This is a genomic window from Salinicola sp. DM10 (assembly GCF_017306975.2).
GTDB lineage: Bacteria > Pseudomonadota > Gammaproteobacteria > Pseudomonadales > Halomonadaceae > Salinicola.
In genome coordinates, this window is the sequence record NZ_JAFLEN020000001.1 from 1,755,553 (window position 1) to 1,777,653 (window position 22,101).

The 22,101-nt window shown below is 67.3% G+C and carries 18 protein-coding genes; 14 read left to right on the plus strand and 4 right to left on the minus strand.

The window, feature by feature from the left end:
* Positions 1-224: 224 nt before the first annotated feature.
* The 9 genes from J0A90_RS07825 to J0A90_RS07865 all read left to right on the plus strand — a co-directional run bounded on the left by J0A90_RS07825 (position 225) and on the right by J0A90_RS07865 (position 11,583).
* Positions 225-1,823, plus strand: a complete 1,599-nt coding sequence (locus J0A90_RS07825) for a peptide ABC transporter substrate-binding protein (RefSeq protein ID WP_207033288.1) — start codon at positions 225-227, stop codon at positions 1,821-1,823.
* A 31-nt stretch (positions 1,824-1,854) separates the two neighbouring features.
* Positions 1,855-2,790, plus strand: a complete 936-nt coding sequence (locus J0A90_RS07830; RefSeq protein ID WP_207033291.1) for a C40 family peptidase — start codon at positions 1,855-1,857, stop codon at positions 2,788-2,790.
* A 207-nt stretch (positions 2,791-2,997) separates the two neighbouring features.
* A complete protein-coding gene (locus J0A90_RS07835) occupies positions 2,998-4,593 on the plus strand; it encodes a peptide ABC transporter substrate-binding protein (protein WP_207033292.1) in 1,596 nt (531 codons plus the stop codon).
* Between the two features lie 79 nt (positions 4,594-4,672).
* Positions 4,673-6,235, plus strand: a complete 1,563-nt coding sequence (locus J0A90_RS07840; protein WP_233076592.1) for a peptide ABC transporter substrate-binding protein — start codon at positions 4,673-4,675, stop codon at positions 6,233-6,235.
* A 46-nt stretch (positions 6,236-6,281) separates the two neighbouring features.
* On the plus strand, positions 6,282-7,208 hold the full coding sequence (gene oppB, locus J0A90_RS07845; protein WP_035473945.1) for an oligopeptide ABC transporter permease OppB: 927 nt from the start codon (positions 6,282-6,284) through the stop codon (positions 7,206-7,208).
* A gap of 76 nt (positions 7,209-7,284) precedes the next feature.
* Entirely contained in the window at positions 7,285-8,256 is a 972-nt protein-coding gene (locus J0A90_RS07850) for an ABC transporter permease (protein ID WP_207033294.1), read from the plus strand.
* A 10-nt stretch (positions 8,257-8,266) separates the two neighbouring features.
* Positions 8,267-9,868, plus strand: coding sequence for an ABC transporter ATP-binding protein (locus J0A90_RS07855; RefSeq protein WP_233076593.1), 1,602 nt, complete (start codon positions 8,267-8,269; stop codon positions 9,866-9,868).
* Between the two features lie 218 nt (positions 9,869-10,086).
* A complete protein-coding gene (locus tag J0A90_RS07860) occupies positions 10,087-10,389 on the plus strand; it encodes an EF-hand domain-containing protein (RefSeq protein ID WP_207033299.1) in 303 nt (100 codons plus the stop codon).
* Positions 10,390-10,464: 75 nt separating this feature from the next.
* Positions 10,465-11,583, plus strand: coding sequence for a porin (locus J0A90_RS07865; RefSeq protein WP_207033301.1), 1,119 nt, complete (start codon positions 10,465-10,467; stop codon positions 11,581-11,583).
* Between the two features lie 241 nt (positions 11,584-11,824).
* On the opposite strand, the gene rpoD is transcribed toward J0A90_RS07865, so the two are convergent.
* The 3 genes from rpoD to rpsU all read right to left on the minus strand — a co-directional run bounded on the left by rpoD (position 11,825) and on the right by rpsU (position 16,469).
* A complete protein-coding gene (gene rpoD, locus J0A90_RS07870; RefSeq protein ID WP_035474647.1) occupies positions 11,825-13,687 on the minus strand; it encodes an RNA polymerase sigma factor RpoD in 1,863 nt (620 codons plus the stop codon).
* 397 nt (positions 13,688-14,084) lie between these two features.
* The gene (gene dnaG / locus J0A90_RS07875; RefSeq protein WP_207033304.1) at positions 14,085-16,013 is read right to left on the minus strand and encodes a DNA primase; all 1,929 of its coding nucleotides are present in this window, start codon (positions 16,011-16,013) and stop codon (positions 14,085-14,087) included.
* A 240-nt stretch (positions 16,014-16,253) separates the two neighbouring features.
* A complete protein-coding gene (rpsU, locus tag J0A90_RS07880) occupies positions 16,254-16,469 on the minus strand; it encodes a 30S ribosomal protein S21 (RefSeq protein ID WP_081919436.1) in 216 nt (71 codons plus the stop codon).
* Positions 16,470-16,920: 451 nt separating this feature from the next.
* Between rpsU and tsaD the strand changes: the two genes are divergently transcribed.
* A complete protein-coding gene (tsaD, locus tag J0A90_RS07885) occupies positions 16,921-17,949 on the plus strand; it encodes a tRNA (adenosine(37)-N6)-threonylcarbamoyltransferase complex transferase subunit TsaD (RefSeq protein WP_207033306.1) in 1,029 nt (342 codons plus the stop codon).
* Positions 17,950-17,967: 18 nt separating this feature from the next.
* Here tsaD and J0A90_RS07890 read toward each other — a convergent pair whose 3' ends face one another.
* Positions 17,968-18,645 (minus strand): glycerol-3-phosphate acyltransferase, encoded by a 678-nt coding sequence (locus J0A90_RS07890; RefSeq protein ID WP_207033308.1) that lies wholly within the window; start codon positions 18,643-18,645, stop codon positions 17,968-17,970.
* A 164-nt stretch (positions 18,646-18,809) separates the two neighbouring features.
* Here J0A90_RS07890 and folB point away from each other — a divergent pair, with 164 nt between their 5' ends.
* The 4 genes from folB to J0A90_RS07910 all read left to right on the plus strand — a co-directional run bounded on the left by folB (position 18,810) and on the right by J0A90_RS07910 (position 22,079).
* Complete coding sequence (gene folB, locus J0A90_RS07895; RefSeq protein ID WP_207033309.1) at positions 18,810-19,163, plus strand: dihydroneopterin aldolase; 354 nt, start codon at positions 18,810-18,812, stop codon at positions 19,161-19,163.
* Complete coding sequence (gene folK / locus J0A90_RS07900) at positions 19,163-19,687, plus strand: 2-amino-4-hydroxy-6-hydroxymethyldihydropteridine diphosphokinase (protein ID WP_207033311.1); 525 nt, start codon at positions 19,163-19,165, stop codon at positions 19,685-19,687. Before folB ends, folK begins: the two co-directional genes overlap by 1 nt.
* 224 nt (positions 19,688-19,911) lie before the next feature.
* On the plus strand, positions 19,912-21,384 hold the full coding sequence (locus J0A90_RS07905; RefSeq protein WP_207033313.1) for an ATP-binding protein: 1,473 nt from the start codon (positions 19,912-19,914) through the stop codon (positions 21,382-21,384).
* Complete coding sequence (locus J0A90_RS07910; RefSeq protein WP_207033315.1) at positions 21,384-22,079, plus strand: response regulator; 696 nt, start codon at positions 21,384-21,386, stop codon at positions 22,077-22,079. Before J0A90_RS07905 ends, J0A90_RS07910 begins: the two co-directional genes overlap by 1 nt.
* Positions 22,080-22,101: the final 22 nt, after the last annotated feature.

Here is a 22,101-nt window from a genome sequence, read left to right on the forward strand (position 1 = left end):
GGCCACGCCGGGCCCAGCTTCCCCGCACGACCTCGCCATAGCACCCGCCACACTCCTCGCCGCCTGCCATCCGGCCTGCTATGCATGAGATGAAATACGTCATCGAGCATTTGAATTAGACGCATCAGGCCGATCGCGCGATGGTGTCGCATCGGCCGCTCGCCGGGCACTGTTCGAGCCCCGCGTGCGCGCCACAACAACAAACACATTCGGAGACATCGACGATGCCCTTCCCCGCTCTTCCCCGCGGCCTCTACGCCGTCAGTGCCCTCGCGCTCGCCATCGGCAGCCTCGCCGCCCCGGCCCAGGCCGACACGCTCAATATCGGCATCCAGGGCGAACTCGCCTCCTTCGACACCTCCCAAGTGTCAGGCGGGGTGTGGGAATCCCAGGTACTGATGGATGTCTTCGAAGGCCTGGTCGTGCAATCACCGACAGGCGAGCTGCTGCCGGGTATGGCGACGCGCTGGGAGGTCTCCGACGACGGCAAGACCTATACCTTCCATCTGCGCGACAACGCCAAGTGGTCGGACGGCGAGCCGGTCACCGCCGAGGATTTCGTGTTCGGCTGGCAGCATCTGCTGGCGCCCAAGAACGCCTCCAAGTACGCCTATATGCTCTACCCGATCGCCAATGCCGAGGCGATCAACACCGGCAAGCAGCCGGCCGAGAGCCTGGGCGCCAAATCGCTGGATGGTGGCAAGACCCTCGAGGTGACGCTCAATCACCCGACGCCCTATTTTCTGCAGCTGCTGACCCACTACACCGCCTATCCGGTGCCCAAGCATCTGGTCGACAAGTACGGCCGCGACTGGGTCAAACTGGACCACATTGCCACCAATGGCGCCTTTCACCCGGTACAGTGGGTCTCGCAGTCGCGCATCAGCGTCGAGAAGAGCCCGACCTACTATGACGCCGACGAGGTCGCGCTGGATGGGGTCAACTACTACACCACCGAGGATCGCAACGCCGGTATCTCGCGTTTCCGCGCCGGCGAACTGGACGTGCTGGCGGACTACCCTTCCAGCCGCTACCAGTGGCTCAAGGAGAACCTGCCCGACGCCACGCACATGAGTCCGATGCTGGGCTCTTACTACTACGTGCTCAACTTCCGCGACGGGCACCCGACCACCGACAAGCGGGTTCGTGAAGCGCTCAATCTGGCGATCCGCCGTAATGTCATCTCGCAGCAGATCATGGCCGGCTCGTTCAAGGCATCAACCGGGCTAGTGCCGCCGGGCACCAACCACTACCAGGCCCAGCATATGGACCTGGGCAGCGACGACATGAACGCGCGCATGGCCAAGGCCAAGGCACTGCTCAAGGAGGCCGGTTACGGCCCGGACCATCCGCTGACGCTGCGCCTGCGCTACAACACCAGCGACGAGCACAAGAAGATCGCCATCGCCGTGGCGGCGATGTGGAAACCGCTCGGCGTCGACGTGCAGATGGTCAACTCCGAAGCCACCGTCCACTACCAAACGATTGCCCAAGGGGATTTCGATGTCGCCCGGGCCGGCTGGATCGCCGACTACAACGATGCAGAGAACTTCCTCGCCCTGCTGCACACCGGTGTGGGCAACAACTACGGCGCCTACTCCAACCCCGCCTACGACAAGCTGATGGATCAGGCGGCGCAGACCCTGGACCTGGATGCGCGCGAGAAACTGCTCGAACAGGCCGAGGATCTGGCGCTGAATGACTACGCACTGGTACCGCTGCTCACCTACGTCACCCGCAACCTGGTCAACCCTGACCTACAGGGTTGGGAAGACAACGTCGAGGATGACCATCCGTCGCGCTGGGTGAGCTTCAAGGACTGAGCGCGCTCGCGCCGCACCGGGGGAACCGACCATGCCGCGTATCGCCGTCTCCGTCGCCGGCCTGTGGCGCTCGCCGCAGGCCGCCCGCACCCTCGATGCCCCGGCGCTGGCGGCGCCGGTCCAGCTCGAGCGCTGGCTGGCGGCACTCGATGACGACACCCGTCTGGCGCTGTGCCGCGACAAGCTGCTGGTCAGCCAGGTGCTGTTCGATGCCCCGGTGCAAGTGCTCGAACGCACCACCGACGCCGCCGGCCGCGAGTGGTGCCGGGTGGTGGTGCCGAGCCAATCGAGCACCCTCGATCCGCGCGGCTACCCCGGCTGGCTGCCGGCAGCGCAGCTCGCCGAGGTCGTCGACGAGACCGAGGGTGACATCGAGGGCGAGGTGGTGGTCACGGCGCCGCTCACGGAGCTGGTGGTGACATCCCCGCAACCCGGCCAGCCCGTGACCGACCGGCTGCCGCTGAGCTTTATGACCCGGCTGCGTCGGCTGGCCGTGACGCCGACACGGGTCGAGGTGATCTCACCGCTGGGCCGTGGCTGGCTGCCGCGCGACAGTGTACGGCTGGCGGAGACCCCGCTGCCCGCGGATGCCGCCACCCTGGCCTGGCTGGGCCGACGCTTCGAGGGGCTGCGCTATCTGTGGGCGGGCAATTCGAGCTTCGGCTATGACTGCTCGGGGCTGGTGCACAGCCTGTTCGCGGCGGTCGGGATCGCGCTGCCGCGGGACGCCGGCGATCAGCTCGCCAGCGGCACGCCGGTGGCTCTGGAGGCACGCCGCGCCGGCGATCTGCTCTACTTCGAGAAACCGGATGCCAGCGGGCGCCTGGTGGTCGACCACGTGGGGCTCTATCTGGGTGACGACACCCTGCTCCACGCGCCGACCAACAACGCCCGCGTCGAGCGCCGCCGGCTCAGCGGAAGCCACTATGCCGAGCAGTTGTGTGCGGTACGCCGCCACCTCGACTGAGTAAGTCGTCGTCAGCACAGGCCCCGGAGAGCCGTCAGCGCTGTATCGATAGAGAGCCCTCAGCGCTTTTATAGAGAGCCTCAGCGCTATCGAGTGCCGGCCTCCCCGGGATGACATAGGATCGAGACGGGTAAGGCGTCCATACAACGCCCCCGGGCGGTGCAGCCCCGAACGCTGCGCCTCGCATAACAACACAAGGACTCGATCATGTTCGATTCACGCACACGCCGTCTCACGGCCCGCTGCCTCCCCCTGCTGCTGGGGGCGCTGTCGCTCTCCGCCCCGGCCGCGGCGGCGACACTGGCCATCGGCATCCAGGGTGAGCCCGCCTCGCTGGACAGCGCGCGCATCGGTGGTACCACCTGGGAGAACGACGTGCTGGGCGACCTGTTCGAGGGGCTGGTCACCCTCGATCCCGCCGGCCACTATGTCCCCGGCGCCGCCCGCAGTTGGGACATCAGCGACGACGGCAAGACCTACACCTTTCACCTGCGCGACGACGCCGACTGGTCGGACGGCCAGCCGGTGGTGGCGGCAGACTTCGTGCTCGCCTTCCAGCGCCTGTTCGACCCCGCCAACGGCGCCGTCTACGCCAATCTGTTCTACCCCATCCGCGGCGCCGAGGCGCACACCAAGGGCAGAGCCGATGCCCTGCCGCTGGGCGTCGTCGCGCTGGACGCCAAGACGCTCCAGATCACCCTCGAGCGTCCCACGCCCTACTTCACCACGCTGCTGGCGCATATCGCCGCCTCACCGGTGCCAGCCCACGTGGTCGAGCGCTACGGCGATGCCTGGACCCAGATGGACCATATCGTCACCAACGGCGCCTTCACGCCCACCTCGTGGGTCTCCCACGACCATATCGCGGCACGCAAGAATCCCGAGTTCCACGCCGCCGCCGAGGTCACCCTCGACGGCGTCGACTACTACCCGGTGGAGGATCGCAGCGCCGCGCTGCAGCGCTTCCGCGCCGGGGGCCTGGATATCGTTCGCGACTTCTCGCCGGATCGCTATCAGTGGCTGCAAGACAACCTGCCCGACGCCGTCCACCTGGCGCCGCAGCTCGCCAACTACTACTTCGCGCTCAACCAGCGCGACGGCCATCCGACGGCCGACAAGCGCGTGCGCGAGGCGCTCAATCTGGCCATCCGCCGCGAGGTGATCGCCAAGCAGATCATGGGTGGCGTGGTCGCGCCGGCCAGCGGCTTCGTGCCCGGCGGCGTCGCCCACTACGACGCCCAGCGCATGCCCGGCCTGGATCGGCCGATGGATGAGCGGATTGCCCAGGCCAAGAGCCTGCTCGAAGACGCCGGCTACGGTCCCGACCACCCGCTCGAACTGACCCTGCGCTACTCCACCACCGAGGCCAACAAGCGCATCGCCGTGGCACTGGCGGCGATGTGGCAGCCGCTGGGGGTGAAGACACAGCTGATCAACGCCGAGGGCGCGGTCCACTATGCCGAGCTGGCCAACGGCAACTTCGACGTCGGCCGTGCCAGCTGGGTCGCCGACTTCGACGACGCCAGCAACTTCCTCGGCATCCTGCAGAGCGATGCGCCCAAGAACTACGGCGGCTATCGCAGCCCGGCGTTCGACGCGCTGATGCGTGCGGCCAGCCAGGAGACCGACGCCGACGCCCGCCAGCAGCTGCTCGAACAGGCCGAGCGCCAGGCTCTGGGCGACTACGCCATGGCGCCGATCTACATCGACGTCTCGCGCAACCTGGTCGCCCCCGACCTCTCGGGATGGCAGGACAACGCGCTCAACCGCCATCTGTCGCGCTGGCTCTCCCGCGACGATTGACATTCACCCCGCCGCCGGAGAGCGATGATCCGCGCGGCGGCCCGACAAGAACGCCAAAAAGATGCTTTCACGACAGCTCATGGCCGCCCTCGGCGGACTCGCGCTCGGCGCCCTGGCCACCTCGGCCCAGGCCTTCAGCGTCAATATCGCCAACGGTGCCGAACCGGGCACCCTCGACCCGCAGAAGACCAGCGGCACCTGGGAGACGCGCATCACCCGCGCGCTGTTCGAGGGGCTGGTCACCTATGCCGCCGACGGCAGCCTGGTGCCGGGGCTGGCCGAGCGCTGGGAGATCAGCGCCGACGGCAAGACCTACACCTTTCACCTGCGCGATGCCGAGTGGTCCGATGGTGAACCGATCACCGCCGAAGACGCCGCGTTCGCCCTGCGTCGGGTGCTCGAGCCGGCCATCGCCAACCACAATGCCAATCTCTACTACCCCATCGTCGGCGCACGCGCGATCAACGCCGGCGAGGCCGACCCGGCAAGCCTGGGCGTGGAGACGCCGGACGCCCACACCCTGAAGATCCACCTGACCCAACCCACCGCCTGGTTCCTGCAGGCGCTGGCGATGACCGAAGCCGCGCCGCTACCGGCACACGCCATCGAGGCCGCCGGCGAGCACTGGGTCGAGCCGGGCAAGACGGTCTCCAGCGGCGCCTTCACCCTGAGCGAATGGCAGCCCCAGGCGCGCATCGTGATCGCCAAGAACCCGCACTTCCACGCCGCCCAGAACGTCGCCCTGGATCAGGCCACCTTCTACCCGATCGACGACGCCGGCTCGGCGCTCAACCGTTTCCGCACCGGCGAGATGGATATCGCCTACTCCAGCGTGCCGTCGTCGCGCTTCGCCTGGGCCAAGCAGAATCTGGCGGACGCGCTGCGCGTGGGCCCGCTGACGGCGGAGTACTTCTACATGTTCAACCTGCGCGACGGCCAGCCGCTGGCCGACCGTCGCGTGCGCGAAGCGCTCAACCTGGCGGTACGCCGCGAAGTGATCACCGGCCAGATCCTGGGCCAGGGGCAGACGCCCTCGACCTGGTTCGTGCCGCGCGGCACCGCCAACGCGCCCGGCGGCCAGATGGCCTTCGCCGACATGTCGATGGAAGACCGCCTGACCCGCGCCCGGCAGTTGATGAAAGCGGCCGGCTACGGCCCCGAGCATCCGCTGCGGCTGACGCTCAACTACAACACCCTCGAGGATCACAAGAAGATCGCAGTGGCAGTGGCGGCGATGTGGAAGCCGCTGGGGGTCGAGGTCGCGCTGGTCAACTCGGAGGCGGCGGTGCACTACGCCACCATCCGCCAGGGCAAGTTCGAAGTCGCCCGCTACGGCATGGTGGCGACGATCAACGACCCGTTCGATTTCCTCGGCTCCTACGCCGACGACGGCTCGGCCAGCCGCGCCAGCGGCTATCACGACGCCGAGTACGACGCCCTGGTGGCCAGAAGCACCGGCGAGCTCGACCCGGCGACGCGCCAGCGCACCCTGACCCAGGCGCAGCAGCGGCTGCTCGACGACTATGCCCTGCTGCCGCTCTACGACTACGTTTCCGTGCACCTGGTCTCACCCAAGCTCGACGGCTGGCAGAGCAACCCGATGGACGTCCACCCGCTGCGTTATCTGGAGGAGCGCGACTGATGATCGATGCCCAGACCCCGCCGCGCGCGCCGCGAGGTGCGCCGACATGTTGAGTTACACCCTCAAGCGGCTGCTGATGGCGATCCCCACGCTGCTGATCGTGATCACCATCTCGTTCTTTTTGATGCGGGTGGCCCCGGGCGGGCCGTTCGACGGCGAGCGCCAGCTGCCGCCGGAGATCGAGGCCAACCTCAAGGCGGCCTACCATCTCGACGAGCCGCTGCCGATGCAGTATCTGCGCTATATGGGCAATCTGCTCCAGGGCGATTTCGGCCCCTCGTTCAAGTACAAGGACTTCAGCGTCACCGAGCTGATCATGCAGGGCTTCCCGGTGAGCCTGGAGATCGGCGGGCTGGCGATCCTGCTGGCCTTGATGATCGGCCTGCCGCTGGGGATCGCCGCGGCGATCAGGCGCAACTCCACCGTCGACTATCTGGTCATGGGCACGGCGCTGACCGGCATTGCAGTGCCCAATTTCGTCATCGCGCCGATCTTCGCCCTGGTCTTCGGCGTGCTGCTGGCGTGGCTGCCGGCCGGCGGCTGGAACGGCGGCGCCTGGCCCAATCTGGTGCTGCCGGTGGTGGCGCTGTCGATCCAGCAGATCGCTTACATCGCACGCATGATGCGCGCCAGCATGATCGAGACCCTGGGCAGCCACTTCATCCGCACCGCTCGCGCCAAGGGGCTCTCCGAACGCGAGGTGATCTGGCGCCACGCCATCCGCCCGGCGATGCTGCCGGTGGTCTCCTACCTCGGCCCGGCGATCGCCGGGATCATCACCGGCTCGGTGGTGATCGAGCAGATCTTCGGCATCCCCGGCATCGGCCGCTACTTCGTGCAGGGGGCGCTCAACCGCGACTACACCCTGGTGATGGGCACCGTGGTCTTCTACGGCGTGCTGATCGTGCTGATGAACCTGATCGTCGATCTGCTCTACTCCGCGCTCGACCCGCAAATTCGTTACGACGACTGACTCATGAACAACGACCGCCTCATGAACAACGACAGAGCCTCAACGCCATTCATTCGTGCCACCGGGGAGGCCGCCAATGACATCTGATTCCAAGCCCTACAGCGGCGAACAACGGGACGGCGCCCCGCTGCCCGCCGGCGGCCCCAACCCGCCGCCGGGCCCGGACCCCACGCCCGACCCGCGCGCCGCAGACGCCCCGGTGGGCGAAAGCCTGGCCAAGGACGCCTGGCGCCGGCTGACCCAGAACCGCGCGGCGATGGCCAGCCTGGGCCTGCTGATCGCCATCGTGGTGGTCTGCGTCGCCGGCCCCTGGTTCCTGCCCTGGGGCCTGGCCGAGGTCGACTGGAACGCCTTCGGCACCGGCCCGACGCTGGAGAACGCCCACTACCTGGGCACCGACGCCAACGGCCGCGACCTCTTGACCCGGGTGCTCTATGGCGGCCGTGTCTCGCTCTCGGTGGCGCTGGTGGCGTCTTTCGTCAGCCTGGTGATCGGGGTGCTCTACGGCGCCATCTCCGGCTATCTCGGCGGGCGGGTCGACAGCCTGATGATGCGCTTCGTCGACATCATGTACTCGCTGCCGTTCATGTTCCTGGTGATCCTGCTGATGGTGGTGTTCGGGCGCAATATCTTCCTGATCTACGCCGCCATCGGCGCGGTGGAGTGGCTCGACATGGCGCGCATCGTGCGCGGCCAGACCCTGGCCCTGAAGCGCCGCGAGTTCATCGAGGCGGCGCATGCCCTGGGCGTGCGCGACAGCAAGATCGTCACCCGCCATCTGATCCCCAACGCCATCGGCCCGGTGATCGTCTACGTCACGTTGACCGTGCCCAAGGTGATCCTGCTCGAGAGCTTCCTGTCGTTTCTGGGGCTCGGCGTGCAGGAGCCGCTGACCAGTTGGGGGGTACTGATCTCCGAAGGCGTCGACATGATGGAGAGCGCACCGTGGATGCTGCTGGTGCCGTCGTTCTTCCTCGCGGCCACGCTGTTCTGTCTCAACTTCCTGGGCGATGGGCTGCGTGACGCCCTCGATCCCAAGACCCGCTGAGGACGATTCGATGACGCACTCACTACTGGAAATCGACAAACTCAGCGTGACCTTCCAGCTCCCCACCGGCGCGGTGACGGCGGTCAAGGAGGTCAGCTTGCGCATCGCCGAGGGCGAGACCCTGGCGCTGGTGGGCGAATCGGGCTCGGGCAAGTCGGTCACCTCGACCGCCACCCTGCGCCTGCTGCCGGAGCTGGCCCAGACCCAGGGCGCGATCCGCTTCGACGGCGAGGACCTGCTCGCGGTCACGCCACGGCGCATGCGCCGCATCCGCGGCAACGACATCTCGATGATCTTTCAGGAGCCGATGACCTCGCTCAACCCGCTGCACCGGGTCGGGCGCCAGATCGGCGAGGTGCTGACCAAGCACAAGGGCCTGCACGGCAGCGCCAAGCGCCGCCGGGTGCTCGACCTGCTCGAGCAGGTCGGCATCCCCGAACCCGAGCGGCGCATCGACAGCTACCCCTACGAGCTCTCCGGCGGCCAGCGCCAGCGGGTGATGATCGCCATGGCGTTGGCCTGCGAACCGCGCCTGCTGATCGCCGACGAGCCGACCACCGCCCTCGACGTGACCGTTCAGGCGCAGATCCTGGACCTGCTCAAGTCGCTGCAGGCCCAGTACGGCATGGCGATCCTGTTCATCACCCACGATCTGAGTATCGTGCGCCACTTCGCCGACAAGGTGTGCGTGATGCGCTACGGCGAGGTGGTCGAGAGCGGCCCCACCCAAGAAGTGTTCGACGCCCCGAGCCACGACTACACGCGCATGCTGCTCGACGCCATCCCGCGCGGTCGCAAGACGCCCGCCCCGGCGGATGCCCCGGTGCTGCTGAGCGCACGCGACGTCAAGGTGCGCTTCGCGCTCAAGAAGCGTCTGTTCGGCAAGAGCGACTACTTCGAAGCGGTGCGCGGCATCGACCTCAGCATCCGCCGCGGCGAGACGCTGGGCATCGTCGGCGAGTCCGGCTCGGGCAAGTCGACCCTGGGCCGGGCGCTGCTGCGCCTGCTCAAGTCCGAGGGCGATATCCGCCTCGGCGAGACCGACCTCTCGGCGCTGGACAAGTCCGGCATGCGCCCGCTGCGCTCGCGTCTCCAGGTGGTCTTCCAGGACCCCTTCGGCTCGCTGTCGCCGCGCATGACCGTTGGCGACATCATCAGCGAAGGGCTCAAGGTGCACCACCCGGAGATGAACCGCCGCCAGCGCGAGGCCGAAGTGATCGCCGCCCTCGAGGAGGTCGCCCTAGACCCGGGAATGCGCAACCGCTACCCCCACGAGTTCTCCGGCGGCCAGCGCCAGCGCATCGCCATTGCCCGCGCGCTGATCCTCAAGCCCGAACTCCTGCTGCTGGACGAGCCGACCTCGGCGCTGGACCGCTCGGTGCAGGTACGGGTGATCGACCTGCTGCGCAATCTGCAGCAGAAGTACGGCCTCACCTACCTGTTCATCAGCCACGACCTCTCGGTGGTGCGCGCACTCTCCGACGACGTGCTGGTGATGAAGGAGGGGCAAGTGATCGAGCAGGGCCCGACGGAGCAGCTCTTCTCCGCCCCCCGCGAGGCCTATACCCAGGCGCTGATCAAGGCCGCCTTCCTCGACGACGACGCGGCCTGAGATGACGCAGAGCGTCAGCGGCGGCGCCACGCAATAGGCGCCGCCGTTCGACCCGGGAGAGACACGCTGACAATAAAAGACGGTTCGCACCGGATCCAATTTAATCAAGACACATGACAACGACTTTGGCCGCGCTTGCCCTGTGGCAGGCGTCACGGACAACTGCGGCCGAAAAACGGGGTTTTACCCCTTCATCCACTCCTTCAAGGGAGACATCCATGACCACGACACAAGGTCTTTTGAGCGCCGCCATCCTGGTGGCACTGGCGGGCTGCCAGAACACCCTGCCGTTCGGCGACGGCGCCGGCAGCTTCGAGCGCGCCAAGCTGGAGGGCAGCGCACCGCCGGCGCTGGCCGCGCAATTCCATCGGCTCGACAAGAACGGTGACGGCGTCATCGACCCGAGCGAGGCGCGCTCGGACGCCGATCTGATGGGTGCCTTCGGCACCGCCGACCGCGACGGCGATCGTCAGCTATCGCTCGAGGAGTTCCTCGACAGCCAGGCCACCGAGTCGCCCTGATCGCCGGCTCCGGTAATCCACTGGCTCACCTGGGAACTCATTTTGCCTTCAACAACAAATAGGTAACGCTTCACCATGTACAACAAGACTCTCTTGGCGAGCCTTCTCGCCACCGGCACGCTGCTGGCCAGCCAAACGGCCTTCGCCCTGACGCTCTACGAGACCGCGCAGGACAAGCTCACCTTCAGCGGGCGTATCGCCGCCGGCAGCAGCTTCGTCGACGATACCCACGACGATCACGACCCGACCAATGCCGGCTCCCGCGTACGCCTGATCCACGAACACAATTTCGCCGACGGCTGGTCGTCGATCGCCCGCGCCGAGTGGGCCTTCGATCCTTTCTTCGAGGATGGCACCGACAACCACTACAGGCGTCTGCTCTATGCCGGTGTCAGCAACGATGACTACGGCACCATCCTGATCGGGAAGCAGTATTCGCTGTGGTACGACATGGTCGCCTACTGGACCGACTGGTTCTGGTACAACGGCGCCACCGCCCAGGGCAGCTTCAACGGCGCCTCCAGCGACGGCGGCTTCGACGGCAACGGCCGCCCCGACAACGCCATCTCCTATCAGAATCGCTTTGGCGACTGGACCCTGGGGGTGCTCTATCAGACCTCGCGCAACGACGTGCCCCGCTCGGTGGGCTACAGCGGCAATCTCGTCGACCTTAAGCGCAAGTACACCGCCCAGGGTGCCGCGGTCTATCAGCCGAGCGACGAATGGGCGTTCGGTTTGACCTATACCCACAGCGAGATCGACGGCGAGCTCCAAGGCGGCAGCGACCGCGACGAGAACGTCGACGCCGGCCTGCTCGCGGCGCGCTGGACCCCGGGTAACTGGTACTTCGCGCTGACCGCCGGCGAGTATCACAACCTGGTTCGCGACGGTGAGTTCAAGGGTGTCACCAACAGCGACGGGATCGTCGACGAGGCCCGCGGCTACGAGGGCGTGGCGCTCTACAACGTCAAGCAACAGGTTCCCGGCACCGTGCAGCTCTACACCGGATTCAACCGCCTCGAGGATCGCGACTCCGACGCGCGCAGCGCCTTCTATCTCGCCGGCGCGGCCTGGCTGCTGTTCGACGACAACCTGATCCTCGCCGTCGAGCGCAAGTTCGACGACTCGCGCCGGGCCGACGACGGCCATACCGGCCATGACGAGACCGATCTGCTGGTGCGCTACGACTTCTGAGCGACACCGGTTCCGGGGGCGGACGCTCCCACTGCACGATCGTTTGCCGCTGCCCCGCGCAGCGGCTTTTTCATGCGGCTCGTGTGGGAGTCCGAGACTCCTATCCGCGGTGCGCGGTGCGCGGTGCGTGGGGCGTGGGGCGTGGGGCGTGGGGCGTGGGAATGAGAGTACGCCGCGCCAACGAAAAAACCCCGGCAGCGCTGGGCTGCCGGGGTCGTCGAGGGGGCACGCAGCCCGGGTATTACTCGTCGAGGAACGAGCGCAGCGGCTCGGAGCGCGACGGATGACGCAGCTTGCGCAGCGCCTTGGCTTCGATCTGGCGGATACGCTCACGGGTGACGTCGAACTGCTTGCCGACCTCTTCCAGGGTGTGGTCGGTATTCATGTCGATGCCGAAGCGCATGCGCAGCACCTTGGCCTCGCGCGCGGTGAGCCCACCGAGCACGTTGCGGGTGGCTTCGATCAGACCTTCGCCGGTGGCGGAATCGATCGGCAGCACCATGGTGCTGTCCTCGATGAAGTCGCCCAGGTGCGAGTCCTCGTCGTCACCGATCGGGGTCTCCATGGAGATCGGCTCCTTGGCGATCTTGAGCACCTTGCGCACCTTGTCTTCCGGCATCTCCAGACGTTCGCCCAGCTCTTCCGGCGTCGGCTCGCGGCCCATCTCCTGGAGCATCTGACGCGAGACCCGGTTGAGCTTGTTGATCGTCTCGATCATGTGCACCGGGATACGGATGGTGCGCGCCTGATCGGCGATCGAGCGGGTGATCGCCTGACGAATCCACCAGGTGGCGTAGGTCGAGAACTTGTAGCCGCGGCGGTATTCGAACTTGTCCACCGCCTTCATCAGGCCGATGTTGCCCTCCTGGATCAGGTCCAGGAACTGCAGGCCGCGGTTGGTGTACTTCTTGGCGATCGAGATGACCAGACGCAGGTTGGCCTCGACCATCTCCTTCTTGGCCCGGCGCGCCTTGGCCTCGCCGATCGAGAGGCGACGATTGACCTCCTTGAGCTGGCTTACCTGGAGCTGGACCATCTCCTCCTCGAAGCCGATCTTGCGCTGGGCGCGCTGGACGTCACCGCGGAACGGCGTGAGCCGATCGGCATACTTGGCGTGCTTGGCCACGAACTCGTCGAACCAGGCGTCGCTGGCTTCGTTGCCGAGGAAGGCGCTGATGAACGTCTTGCGCGGCACCTTACCCTGCTTGACGAACACCTGCATGATCGCCTTTTCCTGCTCACGCACCTGCTCCACGCTGATGCGCACCTGGCCCACCAGGCGCTCGAAGTGCTTGGGCGAGAGCTTGATCGGCGAGAACAGCTCGGCCAGACGCGCCAGCTCGGCCTTGGCCGCCTCGGCGTCGAAGCCGTGCTTGGCTACTGCCGCCTTGGCCGCCTCGTTCTGCTCGCGGATCTGCTCGAAGCGTACGCGCGCCTCTTCGGGATCGGGGCCGCCTTCGCTGGAGTTGTCGTCGCTGTCTTCTTCGTCTTCTTTGTCTTCATCGTCCTCGTCGTCGTCGTCACTCGCGGCGAGGCTACTCTCTTCCACTTCCGGCATCTCGACCTCGGCGACGCCGGGTATGCCCTCGTCGGGGTCGATGAAACCGGAGAAGAGATCGGAGAGGCGGCCCGGGGCCTCCTCGTCCTGGGTCTGATCGTAGGCGGCAAGGATGGAGTCCACCGCGCCCGGCAGATAGGCCAGCGACGACATCACTTCGCGCAGGCCCTCCTCGATGCGCTTGGCGATCTCGATCTCGCCTTCCCGCGTCAGCAGTTCCACCGTCCCCATCTCGCGCATGTACATGCGCACCGGGTCGGTGGTCCGCCCGACATCGCTCTCCACCGCCGCCAGGGCCGCGACCGCTTCCTCCGCCGCCGACTCGTCGGTGGAGTTGTCGGACATCATGAGGGTGTCTTCGTCAGGCGCTTCCTCGACGACGTTGATCCCCATGTCATTGATCATGGCGATGATGTCTTCCACCTGATCGGGATCGGCGATATCTTCGGGGAGGTGATCGTTGACCTCGGCATAGGTCAGGTAGCCCTGCTCCTTGCCGCGTGCGATCAGCTCCTTCAAACGTGACTGCTGTGCGTGTCCAGCCATAGAAACCCTACTCGACGAAGAAGAATGAAGCACCTGGGGTGACAGCGCGACGCCCCAAAAGCCTGCTAGTATAGCGCGTACCGGCATTTTGCTGCCAGTATCTGTTTGCCTTGTCTGCCAGGTGTGCTAGTGTGTTTGGTTACCCTATCTGGAGGCTTTCGCCGCCATTTCAACCGCTTCGATGCTCCTGCCGCGGTTCTTCACGCTTCCCTGTCGTATCCCGCCTATTTTTTCCTTGCTGATCGAACGTGCGGCCTGTCTGCTATATCGACCTGACGCGCTCGATTTACAGCCATCTCGATTTATAGCCCTATCGATATACCCTGTCGCATGAGGCCGTCCGGCAGGTGCACTCCCCCGCCGCGCCCCTGGGGCCATGCCGGTCTCGGCGATCCCGTCATGCCGAGCCGCCGGTGGCGAGCATGCCGATCAGCTCGCGCAGGCGCTGCTTCTCCTCGGCGCTCAGCGCGCCGGGCTGGCGACTCTTCGCCAGCAGCTGCTGATACTCCTGGGCCGGCGTCAGGCGCTCGCTCTGGCGTTCGAGATGGCGCACCCAGTTGGCCAGCTCGCTGGCCCTGACCTCGCGCGGAATCGCCATCTCGCGCCGCGCCAGCTGATCCAACCGCTCCCCCTCGGGGGTGCCGTGGAAATGCGCCAGCAGCACCTGCGGGCTACGGTAGCGACCGGCCCGCAGTAGCTTGACCACCTCACGGCACAAACGCCCGTCGGGCTCCGCCTCGGGGCACCAGTCGAGACGCTCCGGCAGCGTCTCGGCCAGCCCCGGCTCGTGCAGCAGCAGCTGCACGATACGCGCCGGCCAGCTCAGGGATAGCGTAGCAGTTCCGCTACGCGCCGCCGTCAGCCCACCCCGGGGGCCGCCGCTGCCGGCGCGGCTTTCTCCATACCCGGACCCATCGCCATATTCGGCCATGGGCGCCGACTCGACCTCGCCGGAGATCGCCATCATCGCCTCGAAACCGTCGTCGCCGGGCTCCGCCGTCGGCCGCGGCACGGGCGGTGCATGGCTCGCCAGCCAGTCGCTGAACTGCGAGGTTTCGATACCGCTGCGCGACGAGAGTTCCTTGAGCAGCAGCGACTTCAACACCCCGTCGGGCAACTGCTTCAACGCTTCCAGTACGGCGCTGACGAAACGCTCGCGCCCTTCGACCTGCTTGAGATCGTGGCCCTCGGCGGCCTGCTCGAACAGGAACTCGGACAGCGGACTGGCACAGGTGACGCGATTCTCGAACGCCTCGCGCCCCTCCTGGCGCACCAGGGTATCCGGGTCCTCGCCCTCGGGCAGAAACAGAAAGCGCACCTGGCGGCCATCGATCATCGACGGCAGGGCCGTGGTCAACGAGCGCCGCGCCGCCTGGCGCCCGGCGTTGTCACCGTCGAAGCAGAACACCACCTCGTCGACCAGCCGGAACAGGCGCTGCAGGTGATCCGCGGTGAGCGCGGTGCCCAGGGTGGCACAGGCGTTGCGAATGCCGAACTGGGCCAGCGCCACCACGTCCATGTAGCCCTCGACCACCAGCACCCGGGAGAGCTGGCGATTGGCCTGACGCGCCTCGAAGAGCCCGTAGAGCTCGCGCCCCTTGTGGAAGACCGGCGTCTCCGGCGAGTTGAGGTACTTGGGCTTGGCATCGCCCAGCACGCGCCCGCCGAAGGCGATGGTGCGGCCTTTCCAGTCGCGGATCGGAAACATCACCCGATCGCGAAAGCGGTCGTAGGTGCGTCCGGTCTCCTCACGATGGACCAGCAGGCCGTACTCGACCTGCACCGCCTCGCTGATGCCCTGGGCACTCAGATAGCGCTTGAGTGCTTCCCACTCGTCCTCGGCGTAGCCGATCCCGAAGTCGCGGATCACCTCCTGGCTCAGGCCACGCCGCTCGAGGTAGGCGCGCGCCGTCTTGCCCTGCCCCAGCGCCAGGCGCTCGCGAAAGAAGCGCGAAGCGAGTTCGAGCAGATTGACGCCCTCCTCACGCTTCTGCTGGCGCTTGGCCGCGCCCGGGTCATCGCCGCCCTCGCGCTCCACCTGCATGCCGGCACGCCCGGCCAGCTGCTCCACCGCCTCGGGGAAGCGCAGGTTGTCGTACTCCATCAGAAAACGCAGGGCATTACCGTGCGCGCCGCAGCCGAAGCAGTGGTAGAACTGCTTGTCATGGCTGACCGTGAAGGAGGGCGAGTTCTCCTGATGGAAGGGGCAGAGACCGCTGTGGTTGCGCCCGCTCTTCTTGAGCTGCACGCGCTCGGAGACGACGTCGACGATATCGGTCCGCGCCAGCAGGTCATCGATGAAGCGCTGTGAAATCTGTCCGGCCATGGCGTCAAACGCTCTCGTTGCGCCGGCCGCGGGCGCCCGGCGCCGACGGCCACTGTCTCGGGAATGGGACAGTCGAGGAGAGAGGGTCTACGCAGCGGACGACGCTGCGCGTGGGCCGCGTCTTGCGGCCGCCGGCTGGGTAGACACCCTCCGGGGGCGAGGAACAAAAACAAACGGCCACCGAGGCGGCGGCCGTTTGGGCTATCCCTCTGGAGTGACTCGCGTCACCCCCAGTACGGATCAATACAAGCGTTCGAAACGCTTACGCTCACGCTGGAGCTTCTTGGCGTGACGCTTCACGGCCGCGGCAGCTTTACGCTTGCGCACGGAAGTGGGCTTTTCGTAAGTTTCGCGACGGCGGACTTCAGACAGGATTCCGGCTTTTTCGCAGGAACGTTTGAAGCGACGCAGCGCGACGTCGAACGGCTCGTTATCACGTACTTTGACAGAAGGCATTAAGCACTCACCTACCTTGGGAATTGAGTTCGGTTTGAACGCACGCCCATGATGATCCGAGGGGATTCAGACGGCGCTACGGCTCACCCTGAGGGCGTGCCGCGTCGCAATCCCGGATCCGCCTCTTGCGCGGTATCGCACCGAAAAATCCGGCTTGACGACCGCTCGAGGGGCGTTAGAGCGCACGACCCAGTCCTGCAGAGCAGCGTATTCTAGTGCCGGCCTTCACGCTTTGCAAACGACTTTTCCTGACCGCCGCGCGTCCCGGCCGGCGTCGGGCGCGCCCTGCCGCAGGCTCAGTGGCAGGGGGACCACTCTTGAAGGCGCTGACCACTCTTGAAGGCGCTCCGTGGGGGCATGATCGGGGCCATGCAAAGCCCATCGCCAGCGCGTAGAATAGTGCGCCTTGTCATCCCCCTCCCCCTTTTGATTAGCGACGGAACCTTCGACCATGCGCGTGCTGGGCATCGAAACCTCCTGTGACGAAACCGGCGTGGCCCTCTACGATAGCGAGCAGGGCCTGCTGGCGGATACGCTCTACAGCCAGGTCGCGCTGCACGCGGAGTTCGGCGGCGTGGTGCCGGAGCTCGCCTCCCGTGACCACACCCGCAAGCTGCTGCCACTGATCGATCAGGTGCTGGCCGATGCCGGCCTGGAGAAGCGCGACATCGACGCCATCGCCTATACCGCCGGCCCGGGACTGGTCGGCGCGCTGATGGTCGGCGCCTGCACCGCCCACGGCATGGCGCGGGCGCTCGCGGTGCCGATCCTCGGCGTGCACCATATGGAAGGGCATCTGCTGGCGCCGATGCTGGAGCCGGAGGCGCCGGAGTTCCCGTTCGTGGCGCTGCTGGTCTCCGGTGGCCACACCCAGCTGGTCGACGTGCGCGGGCTGGGCGATTACCGCCTGCTCGGCGAGTCGGTCGACGACGCCGCCGGCGAGGCCTTCGACAAGGTCGCCAAGATGCTCGACCTGCCCTACCCCGGCGGCCCCCAGGTGGCGGCCCTGGCCGAGCAGGGCGACAGCAGCCGGTTCCGCTTCCCGCGTCCGATGACCGACCGCCCGGGTCTCGATTTCAGTTTCTCCGGGCTCAAGACCCACACCCTGACCGCGCTGCGCAGCCTGGAACAGCAGGCGGCGCTGGATGCCCAGGCGCGTGCCGATGTCGCCCGCGCCTTCGAGGATGCGGTGGTCGATACCCTGGCGATCAAGTGCCGCCGCGCGCTGGAGGCGAGCGGACGCCAGCGTCTGGTGGTGGCGGGCGGCGTCAGCGCCAACCGCCGGCTGCGTGCGACCCTGGATCAGGCCCTGGCCAAGCGCGGCGCCCGCGCCTACTACCCGCGCGGGCGCTTCTGCACCGACAACGGCGCGATGATCGCCTACGCCGGTGCCCAGCGCCTGCTGGCGGGCGAGCGCAGCGATACTCCTCAGCCGCGGCCGCGCTGGCCGCTGGCCGAGCTTACGCCGCCGCAGCCCTGAGCCTATCGGCTGTCGCCGCTAGTCGCTATCGAGACGCTGCCCAAGCGCGCCAACGTCACGCCGATCCTCGAGCGCGTCCTCTTCATCCAGCGGGTCGGCCAGCGCCGGCGCGACGGTCTCACGCCGGCGCTCGCGCCAGGTGCGGATATTGAAGGCGTGGCGGATGAGCACCAGGGTCGAGAACACACAGATCACCCCGCTCATCGGTGGCACCAGCCAGTAACTCAGCAGCGGCGCGATCAGCGCCGTGGCCAGCGAAGCCACCGCCGCGGTACGCACCCGCCAGGCGAGCAGGAACCAGCACACCGCGCAGATCAGCGCGACCGGGGTGGCCAGCATCAACAGCACGCCGAAAGCGCTGGCCACCGCCTTGCCGCCACGCCCGCGATGCCAGACCGGGCAGCTGTGACCCAGCAGCACGCCCAGCCCCACCAGCCCCTGTGCCCACACCGACAGCGACGCATGGCCGGCCAGCCACAGCACCGGCATGCCCTTGCCGGCGTCGATCACCAGGGTCGCCAGCGCCGGGCGCCAGCCGAAGGCGCGCAGCACGTTGGAGAACCCCGGGTTGCCGGAGCCGGCCCGGCGCGGGTCGCCCAGGCCCCACAGCCGGCAGACCCAGATCGCCCCCAGCAGCGAGCCGCTGAGATAGCCGGCTGAAGCCAGCGCGATGGTGATGAGCGTGGATGACGGCATCCGCCCTCCGGCAGTGGACGATCGGCATGGGTCGCGGACGACGCGAGCCCTGATTCTGCCACTCTCATGACGTACAATCGACGCTCGCGAGCGCAGCGCGTGGCGCGAATCAACCGGATGTGTACCGAACCTGGGTGGACTCAATCAGGATGGACCCAATCAAGATGGATCAAGTACTGATCGAAGGGCTGCGCGTCGAGACCGTCATCGGCGTCTACGAGTGGGAACGCCACGTGCAGCAGTCACTGGAGCTCGACCTCGAGCTCGCCACCGACATCCGCGCCGCGGCGCGCGACGACGACCTCAGCCACACTCTGGACTACGCCGCGATCTGCGAGCGTCTCACCGCCTATGCCGCCGACAACGCCCATGGCCTGGTCGAGACCTTCGCCGAGCGCGTGGCGCAGCTGGTGATCGCCGAGTTCGGCGTGCGCCGCCTGCGCCTGACCGTGCGCAAGCCCGGCGCCGTCGCCAGCGCCCGCGCGGTGGGCGTGCGCATCGAGCGCGAGGCCGGCTGATGCCGCTGGCGGTACTCGGGCTAGGCAGCAGCATCGAGCGCCAGCGCCACCTGGTCGGCGCTCTGGATGCCCTAGCGGCACTCGCCGCCCCGGCGACGCTGCGCGTATCGCGGGTATTCGAGAGTCCGCCGGTGGGCTTCAGCGACCCGCGCGACTTCTACAACCTGGTGGTAGCGTTCGACACCCCGCTCGAACCCGACGCGCTCAACGCCCGCTGCAAGGCGATCGAGCAGGCCCACGGCCGCCCCGCCGGCCCCACCAAGCAGGTCGCGCGCACCCTGGACATCGACCTGCTGCTGTGGGGTGAGGCCTGCGGGCGCCACGGCGACACCACCCTGCCGCGGGCGGACATCGAGCGCTACGCCTTCGTGCTGCACCCGCTGGCAGAGCTGCTGCCTGACCACCGTCATCCCGCTCGGGGGCTCACCTTCGCCGAGCTGTGGGCACGCTTCGATGCCCGCGCCCAGCCGCACTGGGCTGTCGCCTTCACCTGGCATGGCCGCGAGATATCGGCCCCCGACTGACGCGACCGACACGACCGGCGCTGGCGCCCGCCCGGATGCACGCCGGCGCCGGACAGGTCACAATCATCCCGATCGCTTCGCCCACTGATCGCCCTGATCGTCCCGATCGCCACATCCGCCGGCGCCGGCGATCTCCACGATCTTTACCCATTGGCTGGATCATCGCTGCATTGTGCGGCGGCATACTGATGAGGTCTTCCCGGTTCGTGAAAAAAACCGACCCCATGGCGCTAACCCTCAAAAGCCCGCGCGACTGGCCGCGCCTGTCGCGACTCAGCCTCAAGCTGTTCGTCATCATCCTGCTGACCAACGTGCTGATCAGCGGTCTCGTCTTCGTGTTCGTCTCGCGCAGTCTCGACCAGGGCTTCGTCAGCTACCTCGAGCGCAGCCAGGCCTCCCGCGCCGAGACCCTGGCCAATGCCCTCGGTGAGCAGTGGGCGAGCCGCGGCAGCTGGCGCTGGCTGCGAGACAACCCGCGCGCCTGGCAGAGCCTGGTGCGCAGTCAGCTATGGTCGAGCGAGCGCCGCCCGCCCAGCGGTATCGACCGCGAGCTGAGCGATGCCCGCGGCTACGTGCTGCTCGACGAGCTGAGCAACCCGGTGATCGGCGAGCCGCTGCTCGACCCGCCGCCGCAGCGCGATCCCAACCTGCCACCGCCGCCGGAGCCGCACTTCGTGCCCATTCGCAGCGGCGACAAGACCGTCGGCCAGCTCGGCTACCTGCCGCCGGAACGGCTGATGGCGCGCATGGACCAGATCTTTCTCGACCGCCAGCAGCGCAACCTGATGATCATCGTCGGCTCGCTGTTCCTCGCCTCGCTGCTGCTCGCCAGCGGGCTGGCCTGGTGGCTGGGGCGGCGCGCCCGCCACATGACCCTGGCCACCCGCCGGCTGACCCTGGGCGACTACAGCGTGCGCCTCTCCGAGCGCGGTCGCGACGAGCTCTCCAGCCTCTCCGCCGACTTCAACCAGTTGGCCGAGACGCTGGAGGCCAACCGCCGCGCGCGCCAGCGCTGGGTGGCCGATATCGCCCACGAGCTGCGCACCCCGCTGGCGGTGCTGCGCGGCGAGATCGAAGCGATGCAGGATGGCGTGCGCGAGCTGAGCGCGGACAATCTGGGCTCGCTGCAGCAGGAAGTGGATCAGCTCGGCCACCTGGTCGAGGACCTGCGCCTGCTGGCTCAGAGCGATGCCGGCGCGCTCGACATGCACCTGATTCCGCTGGATCTCGAGGATTCGCTGGTCCAGCGTCTCGAGGACAGCCGCCTGCGCCTGGAGAGCCTCGGCCTGGCGCTGACCCTTGAGACCGAACCCGCGCTGGTGCGCGCCGACAGCCAGCGCCTGCGCCAGCTATGGGACAACCTGCTCTCCAATACCATTGCCTACACCGATAGCCCCGGCTCGCTACGGGTGACCCTGAAGCGCCAGGCGCGCCACGCCGAGGTGGTCTGGGAGGATACCGCCCCGGGCGTGGCCGAGGGCGACCTGCCGCGGCTCACCGAACGCCTCTACCGGGTGGAAGGCTCGCGCAACCGCCGCAGCGGCGGCAGCGGCCTGGGGCTGTCGATCGCCAGCGCCCTGATCGAAGCCCAGGGCGGCACCCTGGTACCCTCGCGCTCGCCCTTGGGCGGGCTGCGCTGGACCCTATCCTTTCCGCTGGAGATGGCGACCACGCCATCCGACAAGGAACCGGCTTGATGAACGACACCATTCTGATCGTCGAGGACGAACCCAAGATCGCGCGACTGATCGCCGACTACCTCTCCAAGAGCGGCTACGCCTCGGACCATATCGACCACGGCAACGCAGTGATGGAGTGGCTCGCCGAGCAGACGCCGATGCTGGTGCTGCTCGATCTGATGCTGCCCGGCACCGACGGCCTCACCCTGTGTCGGCAGATTCGCGAGCGCTACCCGGCGCTGCCGGTGATCATGCTCACCGCCCGGGTCGAGGAGGTCGACCGCCTGCTGGGGCTGGAACTGGGCGCGGACGACTATATCTGCAAGCCGTTCAGCCCGCGCGAGGTGGTCGCCCGAGTCAAGGCGGTGCTGCGCCGCACCCACGGCGCCGCGGCAGGCGCCGAGAGCGGGCTTTCCGAGGAGGAGCGCCTGGTGCTCGACGAGGATGGCTGGCGCGCCCTGGCCGGCGGCCAGGACCTGGGCCTGACTGCGGTCGAGTTCCAGCTGCTCAAGGTGATGATGCAGAGCCCCGGGCGGATCTTCTCCCGCGACCAATTGATGGATCACATGTACCGCGACCACCGTATCGTCTCCGAACGCACCGTCGACAGCCACGTCAAGAAACTGCGGCGCAAGATCGCCGACATCTGGCCGGAGCGCGACATCATCCGCTCGGTCTACGGCGTCGGCTACAAGTACCAGCCGGAGGAGTGACGGCGGCGCGACAACGGCGCGA